Source organism: Methylobacterium sp. Leaf123 (genome assembly GCF_001423405.1).
Lineage (GTDB): Bacteria > Pseudomonadota > Alphaproteobacteria > Rhizobiales > Beijerinckiaceae > Methylobacterium.
Genome location: NZ_LMNS01000001.1, coordinates 731,156 through 747,483, shown reverse-complemented (window position 1 = coordinate 747,483; position 16,328 = coordinate 731,156). Strand labels below are relative to the sequence as shown.

Annotated in this window: 13 protein-coding genes; 7 read left to right on the top strand and 6 right to left on the bottom strand. The window is 69.1% G+C overall.

Annotated features, from left to right (window positions below):
* Positions 1-20 precede the first annotated feature (20 nt).
* The 6 genes from ASF53_RS03260 to ASF53_RS03235 form a co-directional block, all read right to left on the bottom strand.
* Entirely contained in the window at positions 21-2,267 is a 2,247-nt protein-coding gene (locus ASF53_RS03260; protein ID WP_056193629.1) for a hybrid sensor histidine kinase/response regulator, read from the bottom strand.
* Between the two features lie 24 nt (positions 2,268-2,291).
* Positions 2,292-4,040: a methyl-accepting chemotaxis protein gene (locus ASF53_RS03255; RefSeq protein WP_082482282.1), complete on the bottom strand. Its 1,749-nt coding sequence runs from the start codon at positions 4,038-4,040 to the stop codon at positions 2,292-2,294.
* 69 nt (positions 4,041-4,109) lie between these two features.
* On the bottom strand, positions 4,110-4,667 hold the full coding sequence (locus tag ASF53_RS03250; RefSeq protein ID WP_056193623.1) for a chemotaxis protein CheW: 558 nt from the start codon (positions 4,665-4,667) through the stop codon (positions 4,110-4,112).
* Positions 4,664-6,136, bottom strand: coding sequence for a CheR family methyltransferase (locus ASF53_RS03245; protein WP_056193620.1), 1,473 nt, complete (start codon positions 6,134-6,136; stop codon positions 4,664-4,666). Before ASF53_RS03245 ends, ASF53_RS03250 begins: the two co-directional genes overlap by 4 nt.
* An 11-nt stretch (positions 6,137-6,147) precedes the next feature.
* The gene (locus ASF53_RS03240; protein WP_056193915.1) at positions 6,148-6,648 is read right to left on the bottom strand and encodes a chemotaxis protein CheW; all 501 of its coding nucleotides are present in this window, start codon (positions 6,646-6,648) and stop codon (positions 6,148-6,150) included.
* A 138-nt stretch (positions 6,649-6,786) separates the two neighbouring features.
* A complete protein-coding gene (locus ASF53_RS03235; RefSeq protein ID WP_056193617.1) occupies positions 6,787-7,275 on the bottom strand; it encodes a Ros/MucR family transcriptional regulator in 489 nt (162 codons plus the stop codon).
* A gap of 580 nt (positions 7,276-7,855) precedes the next feature.
* On the opposite strand from ASF53_RS03235, the gene ASF53_RS03230 reads away from it, so the two are divergent.
* The 7 genes from ASF53_RS03230 to ASF53_RS03200 all read left to right on the top strand — a co-directional run bounded on the left by ASF53_RS03230 (position 7,856) and on the right by ASF53_RS03200 (position 16,326).
* Entirely contained in the window at positions 7,856-8,320 is a 465-nt protein-coding gene (locus ASF53_RS03230; RefSeq protein WP_056193613.1) for a hypothetical protein, read from the top strand.
* Between the two features lie 71 nt (positions 8,321-8,391).
* On the top strand, positions 8,392-10,137 hold the full coding sequence (locus tag ASF53_RS03225; protein ID WP_056193610.1) for an efflux RND transporter periplasmic adaptor subunit: 1,746 nt from the start codon (positions 8,392-8,394) through the stop codon (positions 10,135-10,137).
* Between the two features lie 13 nt (positions 10,138-10,150).
* Complete coding sequence (locus ASF53_RS03220) at positions 10,151-13,327, top strand: efflux RND transporter permease subunit (RefSeq protein ID WP_056193607.1); 3,177 nt, start codon at positions 10,151-10,153, stop codon at positions 13,325-13,327.
* A 25-nt stretch (positions 13,328-13,352) separates the two neighbouring features.
* Positions 13,353-13,736 carry a hypothetical protein gene (locus tag ASF53_RS03215; protein WP_056193604.1) on the top strand — a complete coding sequence of 128 codons (384 nt, stop codon included), beginning with the start codon at positions 13,353-13,355 and terminating at the stop codon, positions 13,734-13,736.
* A 29-nt stretch (positions 13,737-13,765) separates the two neighbouring features.
* Positions 13,766-14,152, top strand: a complete 387-nt coding sequence (gene copM / locus ASF53_RS03210; RefSeq protein WP_056193601.1) for a CopM family metallochaperone — start codon at positions 13,766-13,768, stop codon at positions 14,150-14,152.
* Positions 14,153-14,982: 830 nt separating this feature from the next.
* Positions 14,983-15,294 carry a hypothetical protein gene (locus ASF53_RS03205; RefSeq protein WP_056193911.1) on the top strand — a complete coding sequence of 104 codons (312 nt, stop codon included), beginning with the start codon at positions 14,983-14,985 and terminating at the stop codon, positions 15,292-15,294.
* Between the two features lie 300 nt (positions 15,295-15,594).
* Positions 15,595-16,326, top strand: coding sequence for a carbonic anhydrase (locus ASF53_RS03200; RefSeq protein WP_056193598.1), 732 nt, complete (start codon positions 15,595-15,597; stop codon positions 16,324-16,326).
* Positions 16,327-16,328: the final 2 nt, after the last annotated feature.

The window sequence follows — 16,328 nt, the reverse complement described above, 5'->3', positions numbered from 1 at the left end:
CGGATTCTCAGACCGTCCGTTCACAGCAACTGACCGATGGTGTCCAAAAGCTCGCGCTGATCGAATTTCTGCTTGGTGAGGTAGGCGTCCGCCCCGAGTTCCAATCCCCGGGCGACGTCTTCCTCGTCGCCGCGCGACGTCATCAGCACGATGGGGAGACGCGCGAAGTCTTCCTCGGCCCGCAACGCCTCGACGAGGCCGAAGCCGGTGAGGCGCGGCATCTCGACGTCGGCGACGACGAGATCGACCGGCTCGATGCGCGCGCGCAGGCGGTCGAGCGCCTCCTGCCCATCGACGCAGACGATCACGCGGTAACCCGCCGCTTCCAAGATGCTCTTCTCCAAAGTGCGGGTGGTGATCGAGTCGTCCACGACAAGAATCGTCGAACGTCGCGTTTCCGGGATCGTTCCGCTGCCGTCCCCAAGTCCTTTCGACGGGGAGCGGCCGGCACGCGGCCCGGCGCGGCCGAGCCGGTCGATCAGTCCGTCGGGATCGAGCACCAGGGCGGGCGTATCGCTGCCGAGGATCACCGTGCCGGTGACGAGGGCGGGATCGCTGCCGATCGGCGGCGCGGGCAAAACCAGCAGCGTGCGCACCTCCTCCAGGCGATCGACCGCGAGCAGGCAGCGCCCCCGCGTGCCGCGCAGCCGCACAATCGGGATCGTCGCGCCCTCCGGGCGGGTGCTGCCGAGGCTGAGCAGGTCGCCGAGTTCGGCGAGCGGCAGCGTCACGGTCTCGCCGCCCTCCCCCGCCACCTGCGCCACCGGCCGGCCCGCCACCGTGGATACGGCCGAGGCATCGAGCCGCGAGAGCGCTTCGGCGGCACCGCTCGGCAGGGCGAAGCGCGTCCCGCCGACCGAGACGATCAGCACCGGCCGGCGCGCGGCCGACAACGGTAACGTGAGAATCAGTGAGGTGCCGTGCGGATGCCGGCGGGCGAGTTGCACCTGCCCGTGCAGGGAGCGGGCGACCTCGGCCACCACCGACAGGCCCATGCCGCGGCCCGATAGGGCATCGACCGCGCCGGCGGTGGAGAAGCCCGGCTCGAACGGCAGCGCCAGCAACATATCCGGATCGAGGCTCTCGCCCGGCGCGATCAATCCGCGGGCGCGGCCCGTCGTCTCGATCGCCGCGAGGTCGGGCCCGCGGCCATCGTCGTGAATGCCGAGGACGAGCCGCCCGCCCTGCGCCTCGACCGTGAGCCCGATCGACAGGGAGGCGGGCTTGCCCTGGCGCTGCCGGCTCTCCGGACTCTCGGCGCCGTGGCTCAGCGCGTTGCGCAGGGCGTGCAGCACCGGATCCTTGAGGGCTTGAAGCATCGCCCGGTCGACCGGCAGGTCGAGCCCGCGGGTCGTGACCTCGACCTCCTGGCCGTCGGAGCGGGCCATGTCGCGCACCGCGCGGGCAAGACCGCCGAACACCGTCTCGGCCGGCACCAGGGCGAGGCGCTCGGTTTCCTCGCGCAGGCGGCGCGCGGCGGTCTCGACGGACAGGATGACGGATTTGTGCCCGAGCGCGAGGTCGGAGGCTTCCCGCGACAGAGCGGCCAGCCCGGTTTCGATCTCGGCGAGCGCCCGGCGCAAAGCCGCAACCTCCGTCTCGTCGGCCCCGCCGGGGACGGTATCCGGAACGCGGCGGGCGGCTTCCGTGCGGCGGCGCAGGGCGCCCGCATTCACCGAGAGCCGCGCGATGCGCTCGGCGACGGCCCCTTGCCCCGGCAGCGCGGCCCAGAGCCCGTAGCTCGCCCGCGTCAGGGATTCGACCGCGGCGGCCGGGACGCGGAGCACCGCATGCGCGGGCTCGGCGGCCGACTCGGTCGCGGGAGCCGGAGCGGTCGTTGGCGCAGCCGCCGGGGTGACTGGCGGCGAGACCGGCTCGGGCCGAGCCGGCTCCGCGGCGGCGGCCTCGGGGTCGAGGCAGGCGTTGAGCGCGGCCAGCGCATCCTCGGGCATGCTGGCCTGCCCGGTCGCGGTCGCGGCGACGTAGGCCTCGATCCGATCGAGGGCGAGATGGGTCGCGGCCCGCGCCGCCCGGTCGAGGGGGCGCTGTCCGTCGCTGATGCGCTCGAACAGGGCTTCGAGCTGGTGCGAGACCGCTTCGACGGGCGGCAGGTCGACGGCGCGGGCGGCGCCCTTCAGGCTATGGGCACGACGGAACACGTCGTGCCAATCGACCGGGCCCTCCGCCGCAAGGGCGGCGCGGATCGCGTCGAGATGCTCGCGGTGCTCGATCTCGAAGGCGGCGAGAAGCTGCTGGCGGATGTCCATGCGGCGGGACGCTCGGCCGAACCGTTAAAGCCGGTAGCGCTCGGCCAGAGCCATCAGCCCCTGTGCCAGCTCGGTCAGGTTGGCCGAGGCGGTTTCGACCTCGCGGGTGCCGGCGGCCGTCTGCTGGCTCGCCTGCCGGATGTTCTGCAACGCGCCCATCACCTGCTCGATGCCGAGCTGTTGCTGGTTGGTCGAAGCCACGATCTGCTGGAAGGTCTGCACGCCCTCCTCCACCCGCGCCGCCATCTCCTCGATGGTGCGGACGGTCGAATCGGTGCGGTTCTTGCCGGCGGCGGCGCGCTTGACCGCCTCCTCGGTGAGCATCACCGAAGCGTTGATGCCGCGCTGGATCTCCCCGAGGATGCCGCGCACCTGCGCGGTCGCACCCTTCGCTTGGTCAGCCAGCAGCTTCATCTCGGAGGCGACGATGGCGAAGCTGCGGCCGCTTTCGCCCGCCGCCGCCGCCTCGATGGCAGCGTTGAGGGCCAGCAGGTGGGTGCGCTCCGAGATGTCGTTCACCGTGACGATGATCTCGCCGATGGCCTGCGTCTTCTCGCTGAGGGCGACGATGTTGCCCGCGACCGCCTCGCCCTGCTCACGGATCGAATCCATCGCCTTGGCAGTGTCGGTGGCGGCGCGCAGGCCGGACCGTGCGGTCTGCGCTGCGGCCTGGGCGGTGGCGATGACTTCGGTGGCGCGCTTCGAGATCTGCGCGCCCGAATGGGTGATTTCGTCCACAGTCGCCGCGGTCTCCTGAACGGCGGCGAACTGCTCCTCGACGCTGGCTGCCTGCTGCTGGGCGGAGGCGCGGATTTCGGCCGCCGCGGCGTTGAGGTCGGCGGTGGCGGCGCGGTTGGTTCGGGCAAGGTCGGACAAGCCGGCCACCATCCGGTTCAACGTGTCGCCGAGGCGCCCGATCTCGTCGCTGCCGGAGCGGTTCAGGCGTCCCGTCAGATCGCCGTCACCGATCTGCGCCACGAAGCGCATCACGTCTTCCAGCGGGCGGACCACGGCGCGGCTGATCAGCACCGTCACCAGGATGGAGAGCAGGATCGAGGCGGCGACCGTGATGGCGACGGAGATCACGCTGTTGCGATAGATGTCGCTGACGCTGCGCTGGCCGGCACCGATGACGCCGTCGAGGGCGGTGCGGGCGTTGGAGATGCTGCGCAGCAAGCCATCGTGCAGCCGGTTGACGTCCTCGTTTCGCGCCTCGACCGTGGCGATGTCGCGGGCATCCACGGCGCGAAGCTGCTGCTCGCTGGCGTTGCGGACCTGGCGGAAGGCCTCGCTCGTCTCGGTGAAGACGGCGCCGAGGCGGCCCCAGGCGGCGACGCGATCCGCGGAGAGCGCGGCGGATTGATACTCCTTCACCTCGCCGGTGATGGTGTTCAGGAGCCGCTCCAGCTCCGCCACGTTCTGGCGCCAGCTTCCCAGGAAATCGTCCGAACGGCCGGAGGTCGACGCCGCATTCCCCTGCGCCTGCGTCAGAACGGAGATCACCGCGTTGCGGCGCACGAGACCCATATTGCGCGCGACGTTGCCGAGGTCGTCGAGCTGGCGCAGCACGCCGACATCGCGCGTCACGATCAGGTCGGTCATGTCGCGCACGCTGCCGATCTGGCGCAACGCGTAGGCGCCCAGGGCCGCCACGATCAGGCTCGCCGCCACGAAGCCGAGGAGGATGCGTTTTCCGATCGAGATCGACACGGGCGACATGGCTCCGGCAGGCGGTGCGGGGAGAGGGTTCGGGGCCTCGGAGCCGCCCCCCATCGCGGGCGGCACCGAGCTTCTGTTGTGACGCGCGCTCCACAGAAGCGGCGTTAAGAGCGCTCGCGACGATCAGGTCGTGAAGCGGGCGAGCAGGGCCGGGATATCGACGACGGAGAAATCCTCGGGGATTCCCCCCGTCCTGTCCGAGCCGGGCGGTGCATAGCCCGAAAGCGGCCCGCGTCCCAGACTTTCTGATTCTGGCGTCGGCCGGGCCAGCGTGGTTTCGATCTGCGCGATGCCGAGCACGCGATCGACGGCAAGCGCCACCGGCGGCTCCTGCGCACGCAGACGCACCACGTGCCCGGTTTCGTCCGTCTCCGCGCGGTCGAGCCCGAGGCAGGCGGCAAGATCGAGCACGCTGACGATCACGCCCGCCACCGCCGTGATGCCCCGCAGCGCCGGCGGCGCTCCCGGCAGCTCCGTGCAGGGCCGCTCGGGCGTGACGCCCGCGACCGCCGTGAGCGGCAGGCCGTAGCGCTCGGCACCGCAGGCGCAAACGAGATAGGCGGCGGTCTCGATCGTCCGCTCCTGCCCCACCGTTCGGGCCGCGAGCGCGGCGGCGCGCGCATCGAGCAAAGCGGCCGTGCGCGCTTCGGCATCCGCCCCGGCGGTGACGCCGATCTTCATGCGTTTCGGCCCGTGATTCCGGCCAGGGCACGGCGTGCGCTCTCGGCCAAGCGTGCGGCGCTCACTCCGTCTCCCTCCGGCAGGATCGTTTCGGGCGGCAGTCCTTGCGCGAGGCGCAGGGCGTTGTCGAGGGCGCGGGCGGCCTCGCCCCGGCGTCCGACGCGGGCGAGCAGCAAACCGAGCTGGAAATGGGCCATGACGAAGCCGCGATCGAGGAACAGCGCCCCCCGCAGGGCCCGTTCGGCCTCCCGCTCCCGCCCGAGATCGAGGGCGAGCAGACCTTCGTAGTAGCGTAAGGGCGAATCGGTGGCGTAGCCGTCGATTTCCTCATGCAGTCGGCGCCATGCCCGCGCGGTCTCGCCCGCATCGGCCAGCACGCGAATCTCGGCCAGGAGATCACCCGGCGATAGCGGATGCTCGATCGCGGCGGCTGCCGGTCTCGGGATCGGCGCCGGCAAAGGCAGCTCCGGCAAGTCCAGCGCCGGGGCGGCGGGTGCGGGTGCCGGCGGCGGGGCGACGAGAATCGGCACCACATCCGGAAGCGCGGGCATGACGACGGGCAGCGGCGGGGGCACCGGCGTATCGATCGGGCGATAGGCGACCGTTCCCGGCAGGGCTACGGGCTGCAGCCATTGCGAGAAGGTGGGATTGGGCTCGGCATGTCCGATCAGGAGCCAGCCCTGCGGGTTCAACCGCTCGCCGAGCGCCCGCACGATGCGGGTGACATGGTCGGCGCTGAAATAGATCAGCACGTTGCGGCACAGGATCAGGTCGAAGCCCCCCTGCGTCCGGTCGCTCCCGTCGATCAGGGTCAGGAGGTTCTGCCGCTCGAATCGCACCATGCGGCGAAAGGCCGGCCGCAGCGCGTAGCCGCCATGCGGCAAGCCCGGCCGCACGGGGGTGCGGCGGAACCAGCGTGCGCGCTCCTCGGTGTCCAGGGTGCGCAGGGCCCATGGGCCGAACTCGGCCTCGCGCGCGGTGGCGAGCGCGGCGGCACTGAGATCGGTGCCGAGGATCGTCACGGACCAATCGGGAAGGGCGTCGCCGAGAAGGTCGTGCACAAGGATGGCGAGGGAATAGGGCTCGGCCCCCGTGGAACAGCCGGCACTCCAGATCCGCAGACGGCGGATCTCGCGGCGTGCCTCGATCAATTCCGGAAGAATCGTTCGGCGCAGGGCCGCGAATTGTTCGGCGTAGCGAAAGAAGAAGGTCTCGCCGATGGTGATTTCGGCCTCGAGTGCGGGCCATTCCTCCCGGCCGGCCGCGCCGTCGAGCAAAGACTGGTAGGCGGCGCAATCGGCAACCCCACAGGTCCGCATCCGCTTGCGCAGACGGTCGTAGAGCAGGTCGTCCTTGTCTTCATAATAATTGTGCCCGGTCCGGGCGATCACCCGATCCTTCAGAGCCGGAAATCCGGGATCCACCGTCGCGCTGACGACGCGCCGGGACCGCTCGACGGGGACCGTCACGACCTTTGTCCTCAGACGGCTCGCGCCCCATCGGGCTCGAACCGGGCGAGCCGCGCCGTCGCCTGACGGGTCAGCGCGTCGAGGCGGGTCCGCTCTTCGAGAGTCAGGATGCGGTCAAGGGAGAGGAGGTGCACGAGTTTGTCGTCCCGCGCGAATTCGCCGACGACGCAGCCGTTGAGGCTGCGGGCCGGATCGACCGGCCGCAGGGCCTCGTCGTCCACCTGAACGAGATCGAGCGCCCGATCGACGAGAAAGGCGATGCCGCCCCCACGGGCCAGCACGACGTGCCGGTAGGGATCGCGACCGCCGCCCGCTTCGCGAAGTGCGAACAGGGCGGCCAGATCGATGACGGGCACCGGCTCCCCGGCCAGATTGAGGAAGCCCGCGAGCGGACCGCCCGCAGCCGGCGGCGCATGCAGACGCGGCAGCGGGAGAATCTCGCGGATCTCGGCCCGCGGCAAGGCGCAGGTCGTCCCGGCGATGTCGAGAAGTAGGGTGGGCAAACGCGCCATCGCATGTCCTTGGGGCGGCACGCCGCGGGAGCGGACGACGGGACCGCTCGTCACCTCGATCATGCGGTTGACGCTCGCCGAACGCAAAGGTTTCACGAACGACCGGTCCGGCCGTCCGTCCCTGCGGCGAGCGCCGGTTTACGCGACCTTCTGGCGCGAACGCGACTTGGTCGTCGGCTCGGGCGCGGGGGCCTCTTCCTCGATCCGACCGCCCGGCCGGCCGAGGCCGATCGACTTCGCGAGGGCGGAGCGCTGTGCGGCATAGTTCGGCGCGACCATCGGATAGTCGTTCGGCAGGCCGTAGCGCTGGCGATACGAATAGGGATCGAGACCGTGGGTGCCGAGATGGCGCTTGAGGGTCTTGTACGGCTTGCCGTCGATGAAGCTGATGATCGCATCCGGCGTGACCGACTTGCGGACCTGCCCGGAGGACGGCTTCTCGACCACTTCCTCGGCCGGCGCGGCCACGGTCTCGGGGCTGCTGAGGGTCGTCAGCGCCGTATGTACGCTGATGATCAGGCCCGGAAGCTCGGAAGCGGGGACTGAGTTGTTCGACACATAGGACGAGACGATATCGCTCGCCAATTCGACGAAATCGTTGAACGATTTCTGGTTTTCTTCTGTCATTCTGCTTGTCCGTTCCGTAAGCCCCCGTGCGCCAAAATCATACGTGACGCGCACCGATGCAAGAGAAGAATTCAAAAAACTACGACAGGCTTGTGGGTATTGAGGATGGAACACTCAAGTCCAGCGTTGCCGTAGAAGCGTAGAACGTTAAATGGAAGGCGCGCTCGCACGGTCCAGTGGTGTATCATAGCTCAACCTTTCCGGCGCTGATCCGGAGCGTTACCGCGGCCGGAACGCCCTATAAGCGACGGACGGATCGAGAGTTTCAACGCGGCATCCGCACTAGGCACATTGAAGCGGAAGGATGATGCCGCACCGCGTCCGCACCCCCAGCCAACCCACGAACAGCAGGCGGGGAAACGGCTGACGCGTCGGCGCCTTAAGCACCCATATTCTTTGCTATACAACCGGAGCGAGACGATCCGTCGCGCCGTCATCAAGCCTCGATTTGTGTCTCCAAGTCCAACGAAGATGGCGATTCCAGGCGGGGGATGCCGTGCTTGTGAACGCCAGCTTTGCCGCCGGCATCGCCGGCCGGCCTCTGTTGACGGCGGCGCGTCCGTGCTATGGGTCAAGCACAATGAAGTCCGCTCGTTCCATAGCGCTCTGGCTGGCGGCGGTGATCGTGATGGTCGCCGCGACGCTGATGCCGTCCGGCGCCCGCGCGCACAGCGCCCATGGGCAAGCTGTCCACGGGCATTTCGCGCACGAGCCGATCGCTCAGGCGCAGCCGGTCGTTGCCCCGGCGCCTGACGTCGTGATGGCCGGAGCGGATGCCCGGCTCGCGGCTCCGTTCTCGGTCGTTCGGGCGGACGCGATCCCGGTGATCGAGGCCTCCCGGATGGAATGTGCCTGCCCGGCTTGCGCAGCCGGCGGTGTGTGCGGCCATGCGCCGTCCTCCTGCTGCGCCACCGGGCTCGCCCCTTCAGCGGTTCCGGCTCTTCCTCCGGCCGCCGCCCAGGCCCGTGCCCCGGCTCGTGACGCACCGCGTCTGTCGGGCATCGTGCCCGAGGCACAGATCGAGCCGCCCCGAACCCTCGCCTGACGCCCGATCTCCATCCGGTACGCTCCGTGCCGGGTGATGTCGTTGCTCATCCGGCGAAGGTTTCGTTCCCCATGTTCATCCGTCTCGCGGCGGCGCTTCGGGCGCTGGCCGTCCTGCTCGTGCTCGCCGCCGCATCGGCAGCCGGCAGCGTTGCCCAGGCCCATGAGGGCCACAGCCACGGCGTCGAGGCCCCAGCCCTCCCCGCACAGACCGCCCCCCGTGCCGAAGCGGCCTCGGACGCCTTCGAACTCGTGGCGGTGGCGTCCGGCGACCGGATACGATTCTATCTCGATCGCTTTGCCAGCAACGAGCCCGTGACCGGCGCCGCGATGGAGATCGAGACGCCGGACGGTCCGGCCGAAACGCGGGCCGTCGGCGAGGGCGTCTACGAGATCGCGGCCCCCTGGCTCGCCCGGGGTCAGCGATACGACCTGCTCGCCACTGTGACGGCCGACGGCACGACGGATGTGCTGGCCCTTGATCTACGCCTGCCCGAGCCGGAGGCGGCAGCGATGCCGGTCCCGGCCGAGGCGTCGGCGTGGCTTGCCAATCTCCGCCGGCATCTGACCCATCAGGGTCCGATCGGTGCCGCCGCGGGCGGATTCCTGCTTGGGCTCGCCGTCATCATGCTCCTGCGCTCGCGCCGGGCGCTCCCCGCCTTCGCGGTCCTCGCCCTGACCCTGACGCTGCTCCTCGGTACGGCCGCGCTCGCTCATGAAGGGCATGAGCAAGAGGGGCATGATCACGAGAAAACTGAGTCCGGCGAAGGGGTGGCCGCACCGTTTCGGGGCGTGGCGCTCACCACGCCCACGACCGTGCCGCTCGAGCGCGCCCGGCGCCTACCAGGCGGCGCGGTGTTCGTCCCGAAATCGACGCAGCGCCTGCTCGCTTTGCGCACCGGCCTCACCGACATCGCCGACCACCGCCGCACGGTCGAATTGCCGGGGCGCGTCATCGCCGATCCGAATGCCAGCGGTGTGGTCCAATCCTCGGTCGGCGGCCGCCTCGCCCCCCCGTCCGGCGGCTTCCCGAATCTCGGCGCGCGGGTCCGCAAGGGTGAGGTGCTCGCCACCGTCACGCCGCCGGTCCAGGCGGTCGATCTCTCGGACATGCGCCAGACCCAGGGCGATCTCGATCAGCAGATCGCCATCACCGGCCGCAAGGTCGCCCGCTACGAGCGGCTCGCCACGACCGGCGCGGTGGCGCAGACGGCGCTTGAGGACGCCCGCGCCGAACTCACCGGCCTGAAGGACCGCCGCGCCGCCCTCGACACGATCCGCCGCGCCCCTGAAGAGCTGATCGCTCCGGTGGACGGCGTGGTCGCCGAGCGCGCGGCGGTGGCCGGGCAGATGGCGGCAGCGGGCACGATGGTGTTCCGCATCGTCGATCCGGACAAGCTCTATGTCGAGGCGCTGAGCTTCGTCGACCTGGAGCCCGGCGCCGCCGCGACCGCGCGGCTGCCCGACGGGCGCACGCTGGCGCTGGCATCCCGCGGCGCCGGCCTCGCTGACCGCAACCAAGCGGTGCCGGTGCAATTTGCGATCACCGGAAGCGCGGAGGGCGTCCGGCTCGGTCAGTTCGTGACCGTGCTGGCGCCGACCGGCGAGACCATCGGCGGCTTGGCCGTGCCCCGTGCGGGGATCGTGCGCACCGAGAGTGGTGCGGTGGTCTACGAGCATGTCTCCGCCGAGCGGTTCGAGCCGCGCGCCGTGCGGGTCGAACCGTTGGATGCCGAGCGGGTGATCGTGGCCGGCGGCCTCGGCGCCGGGCGGCGCGTCGTGGTGCAGGGCGCCGAACTGCTCGATCAGGTCCGCTGAGGGACGACGCGCCATGCTCGCCCTTCTCGTCCGCGGTGCCCTTCTCAACCGGGTGCTGGTCCTGGCGCTCTGTCTCGGCCTCGTGCTGGCCGGCGGCCTCGCGCTCACGCGCCTGCCGGTCGATGTGCTGCCCGATCTCAACCGTCCCACCGTGACGGTGATGACGGAGGCCGAGGGCTATGCCCCGCCGGAGGTGGAGCAACTCGTCACCTATCCGATCGAAACGCGGATGAACGGCCTGCCCGGCGTCACCCGCGTCCGCTCGGTGTCGAGCCCCGGCCTCTCCATCGTCACCGTCGAATTCGGCTGGGACACCGACCTCTATCGCGACCGCCAGTTCGTGGCCGAACGCCTGTCCCTGGTGCGCTCCGAGCTGCCGACGGGCGTCGTTCCGCAGATGGGCCCGGTCGCCTCGATCATGGGCGGCATCCTGCTCGTTGCCGTGACGAGCGAGACGTCGAACCCGATGCAGGTTCGCGAGACCGCCGACTTCATCCTGCGCCCGCGCCTGCTCTCGATTCCCGGCGTCGCGCAGGTGATTCCCATCGGCGGCGAGGTGCGCCAGTTCCGCGTCAGCCCGAACCCGGCGGCGATGCGGGCGCTCGGCGTCAGCAACGAGGCGCTCGCCACCGCCTTGTCGGGTTTCGGCACCAATGCCGGCGGCGGGTTTGCCGACGCCAATTCCCGCGAGATCCTGATCCGCAATATCGGCCGCACCTTGAGCCTGGAGGATCTACGTAACCTCGTGATCCCGGCCGGCCCGCAGGGCGCGACGGCGGCGGCCGATCTGCCCGGCACCGGCAACCCTGCGATCGAGGGCCGCGTCTATCTGCGCCAGATCGCCGAGGTGGCGTTCGCGGCGCGGCCCAAGCGCGGCGATGGCGGCTATCGCGGCGAGCCGGCGGTGATCCTCTCGGTCGAGAAGCAGCCCGGCATCGATACCGTGCGCCTGACGCAGGCCGTCGAGGCGGCACTGAAGGAGATCGCGCCCACCCTGCCGAAGGGCATGGACGCTCAAAAGATCCTGTTCCGGCAGGCGGACTTCATCGAGACCTCGCTCGCCAATGTCGAGCGGGTGCTGATGGAGGCGGTCGCGGTGGTGGCCGTGGTGCTGTTCGCCTTCCTGATGAACGCGCGCACGACCCTGATCTCGCTCACCGCGATTCCGGTCTCGATCCTGACCACGGCCCTGGTGTTCTGGCTGTTGGGCTTCTCGATCAACACCATGACGCTCGGCGGGCTCGCCATCGCCATCGGCGAACTGGTCGATGACGCGGTGGTCGATGTCGAGAACATCTTCCGCCGGCTGCGCGAGAACCGGGCCGAGGGCTCGCCCCGCAGCGTCTTCGACGTGGTGGTGGCCGCCTCCAGCGAGGTGCGTTCCGGGATCGTCTACGCCACGGCGATCATCGTGCTCGTCTTCGTGCCGCTTTTTGCGCTCTCCGGCATTGAGGGCCGGCTCTTCGCCCCGCTCGGCCAAGCCTATATCGTCGCGATCCTGGCCAGCCTCCTCGTCTCCGTCACGCTGACGCCGGTTCTCGCCTCCTGGCTGCTGCCGGGCATGAAGAGTCTGGCCGAGCACGAACCGCTGCTGGTGCGGCGGCTCAAGGCCGGCAACGCGGCGCTGCTCAAGCGCGCGCTGGCCCATCCTCGGGTTCTGATCGCCGGCATTGCCGTCTGCGTCGTCGCGGCGGGCATCGCCGCGGTGCATCTGCCGCGCGCCTTCCTGCCGGCCTTCAACGAGGGCTCGCTCACCATCAACGTGACCTTCCGCCCCGGCATCTCGCTCGCCGAGAGCAGCCGCGTCGGCGCCATCGCGGAGCGGCTGGTGCTCGATGTACCGGAAGTCGCCACCGTCGGGCGCCGCACCGGCCGCGCCGAACTCGACGAGCATGCCGAGGGCGTCCACTCCTCCGATCTCGAAGTGCGGCTGAAGGCCGGTCGCCCCCGCGAGACGGTGATCGCCGAGATCCGCGAGCGGCTCGCGGTTCTGCCGGTGACGGTCAATGTCGGCCAGCCGATCTCGCACCGGCTCGACCATATGCTCTCGGGCGTGCGCGCCGAGATCGCCCTGAAGCTGTTCGGCGACGACCTCGACAGCCTGCGCGCCGCGGCCGTGGGCATCCGCGAGCGGATCGCCGCGGCGGTGCCCGGCGTCACCGATCTTCAGGTCGAGCGGCAGGTGCGCATCCCGCAACTCGACATCCGGGTCGATTACGGCCGCGCCGCGCTCTACGGCGTGTCGCCCTCGACCGTGGTCGAGACCATCGCCCGGCTCGCCAACGGGCGCACCCTCTCGACCATCGCCGACGGGCCGCGCCGCTTCGACGTGACCCTGCGCCTGCCCGAGGCGCAGCGCAGCCCGCAGGCCCTCGGCGATCTCCTGATCGAGACGCCGTCGGGCTGGGTGCCGGCCCGCGAACTCGCCGACATCCGCGAGACCGACGGGCCGAACCAGATCCTGCGCGAGAACGGGCGGCGCCGCATCGTGGTGCAGGCTAATTCCGACGGCCGCACCGATATGGCGGCCATCGTCGCCGGCATCCGCCGGGTGGTGGACGAGACGCGCCTGCCCGAGGGCGTGAGCGCGCGGCTGGAGGGCAGCTACGAGGCGCAGGGCGAGGCCGCGCGCACCATCGGCGGGCTCAGCCTCGTGTCGCTCGCCCTCGTCTTCGCCCTGCTGCACGGGCGCTACCGCTCGGTGCCCCTGGCCCTGATCGTCATGGGCAACGTGCCGCTGGCGCTGATCGGCAGCGTTCTGGCGCTCTGGATCGCCGATCTGCCGCTCTCGGTCGCCTCGATGATCGGCTTCGTCACGCTCACCGGCATCGTCGCCCGCAACGGCATCCTCAAGATCAGCCACATGCTGAACCTCGCCCGCGACGAAGGGCTGCCCCTCGGCCCCGCCCTCGTGACACGGGCGAGCCTGGAGCGGATGACCCCGGTGCTGATGACGGCGTTGTCGGCCGGCATCGCCCTGGTGCCGCTGCTGATCGACGGCACGGCGCCGGGCAAGGAGATCCTGCACCCCGTGGCCGTGACGATCTTCGGCGGCCTGATGAGCGCGACCCTGCTCGATGCCGTGCTCACCCCCGTCCTCGTCCTGCTGTTCGGGCGGGGCGCCTTCGCCCGGCTTCATGCTTCGGCCGGAGCCGATGCGCTGCACGCACCGGCGCGTGAAGCCTTCTGATCCATCGCATTCAAGGAGACGATCGATGAACCGCGCGATGTCCTGCGCCGTGCTGGCTCTGCTTCTGCTGGCCGCACCCGCGAGCGCCCAGCATGCCCATGAACACGATCACCCGCCCGGCCCCCATGGCGGTCGTGTCGAGGATGCGGGCGCGTGGCATGCCGAACTCGTGACGCGGGCCGAGACCGTCTCGGTCTATCTCAGCGACGGCGACGGCAAGCCCCTGCCGGCCGAGGGGTTCAAAGCGGTCGCCATCCTCAAATCCGGCGCCAAGGCCGCCCGCGTCCTCCTCAGCCCGGAAGGCAACCGGCTCGCCGGCACGGCCGAGGCGTCTCTGGGGGAGCGTCCCAGTGGCGCGGTGCGCATCACCGGGCCCGGCGGCGTCACCGCCAGCGCCCGCTTCGACTGATTTCCGTCCCCGATCCCGGAGCATTCTCGATGTCGAAAACAATCCCCGCCGTTCTCGTCGCCTGCATTCTTGGCAGCGCCGCCTTCGCCCAGGACCCGCACCACCATCACGGGCATGGACAACCGGAGGCGAAGGCCGCGGCGGGTGACAGCGCGGCGACCAAAGCGTTTCGCGATGCCGACGCGCGCATGCACCGCGACATGGACATCCGGTACACCAATGACGTCGATCTCGATTTCGTGCGCGGGATGATCCCACACCATCGCGGCGCCATCGATATGGCGAAGATCGCCCTCGAACACTCGAAGGACCCTGAGATTCGCAAGCTCGCCGAAGACATCGTGAAGGCGCAGGACACGGAAATCGCGCAGATGGAAGCCTTCCTCAAGCGCAAGCAGGCCGCCGGGCCGCGCTGAGCGGCAGCGGCCGCTCTCCGGTGGCATGATGGTTTTCGGTTGAGGTGCCGAGCCTCGAAGCATGGCGCAACGCCGCCCCGCTCGATCGATGCGACGGGACCGGCCGTGCGGGATGCTTCGAGGCCGAGTTTTGGCTCGGTATTTCCGCGTGAGGACCGGCGAAAGTTTTGAAATATTGCCTGTCGCTAAATACGGGAACGGGAGCCGTGTTTCGGGGACATACATTTTTGCACATTCATTTTGATAATAAAAATCTCAGTTAAATTAGTATTCGACACATATTCATTCCGCTTGCACGTGCGCATGTCGCCTGGTGAGCGGTCGATCAAGTGAAGCTGTGATATTCGGGTTCGAAATTGGAAAACGAGCCTCGTCGGCGCGTCTAATCCTCAAATCGCAACGACCCGCTCTAATAGAACGCACATCGCTTTAATTCCGCTATTCCGATCCGGCTGTCCGATTCCTGCGTGATCCGTTCCCGAGGAAGCGCGCCATGCCCGTGAAAACGTTGCACCGTCTCACCTGTCCGCGGACTTGGATGATCGAGCGCCGTTCTCGTCGTCGATAAGCGGTCCGGACAATTGGTCGAGATGTAGTCAGATTTAATCCTGATCCGTTGCAATCAATTTTCATCCCTGCATCACGCCGAGTTTATCGGCGTAAGGTGCGGTTGCGCACCCATCAAACAATCTGTCAGGATTAAATCAAAAGTATAACCCCGTGATAAAACGCACTTTCCAAATATAATTCATAGAACTACTGTCTTGTTGCGACACCTGAAGAAGACGAAAAAAAGTTCGCCACTCAGGGATTACGAGAGGATGTTCGATATGAAGCGGATTGTGACACTCGGTCTCCTGGCTGCTGCGGCCGTTGCTTTGCCGCTCACGGCGCAGGCGCAGGACGGTGGAAACGGCAGCCGCCAGCAGGCGGGCGGCGGTTTCATGAGCAGCTACGTCGACGATCCCTACCATGACCCCCGCTCGCTCCACTCGCAGCGTTCGGGCTCGGGCCAGATCCTCGGCGCGCCGATGCTGAGCGAGAACGCCGGCGCCAAGGGTGGCGACATTCGCCCCGCCGCCCGTCTCGGCGCCGTGCAGACGCACTGGTCCGCCGGCACCGCGCCGCGGCGCGCGCGCTAACCAAGGCTTGTCCGGCGGCGGCGCTCAATCCGCGCCGCCGGCCACGTCCTCGCCATGCGATCGCCGGCCGCCCCGATTCGGGCCGACCGGAAACCCCAAACGCCACCGTACCGGTTCGCACGTCGTCGCGGCCCTCGCGATGGCGCGGGCGCCCGTGTGCCTGAAGGAGACGCAGGCATCGCCGCGTCTCTCCTGATCAGACTTCGCGGACCGGCGGGCGGATCGCGCCTGCCATCCAGCCAGCATCTCATGCGTCCCGGCGTGTCGGCTCACGCAGGGTGACGGACAGCGGGGTTTGACGTGGACGGCATCATACAGGGCCTCTCGAATTTCCGGGGAACGGTCTTTCCGGGCCAGCAGCAGATGTATCAGCGGCTGGTGCGCGACGGTCAGCAGCCACAGGCGCTGATCATTGCCTGCGCCGATTCCCGCGTCTCGCCCGAGCACATCACGCAATCCGGTCCGGGCGACCTCTTCGTATGCCGGAACGCCGGCAACATCGTGCCGCCCTTCTCGCAGCAGAATGGTGGCGTCTCCTCCGCCATCGAATATGCGGTCGTCGCGCTCGGCGTGCTCGACATCGTGATCTGCGGCCATTCCGATTGCGGCGCCATGAAGGGACTCATGAATCCCGAGGCGTTGAGCAACATGCCCAACGTGGCGGCGTGGCTGCGCCACAGCCATGCGGCGAAGCAGATCGTCTGCGAAGCCTATCCCGAGGGCATGGACCCGAAGGAACGCCACCGCGCCGTCGCCCTCGAGAACGTCGTGGTGCAGCTCAACAATCTGCGCACCCACCCGAGCGTGGCGACGGCCTTGGCCCGCGGCAAGCTGCGCCTGCACGGCTGGTTCTTCGAAATCGAGAGCGGCCAGGTGCTCGCCTATTGCGGCGAGCGCAGCCGCTTCATCCCCATCGACGAAGCCTCGGGCGTCCCCGTCGCCCAGGCTTCGGCGTCACGGATCGCCACGCCCGAATTTGCCGGCCCCCAAACCGGCCCTCACGCCATCCCCCACGCCATCGCAGCGGAGTAGAT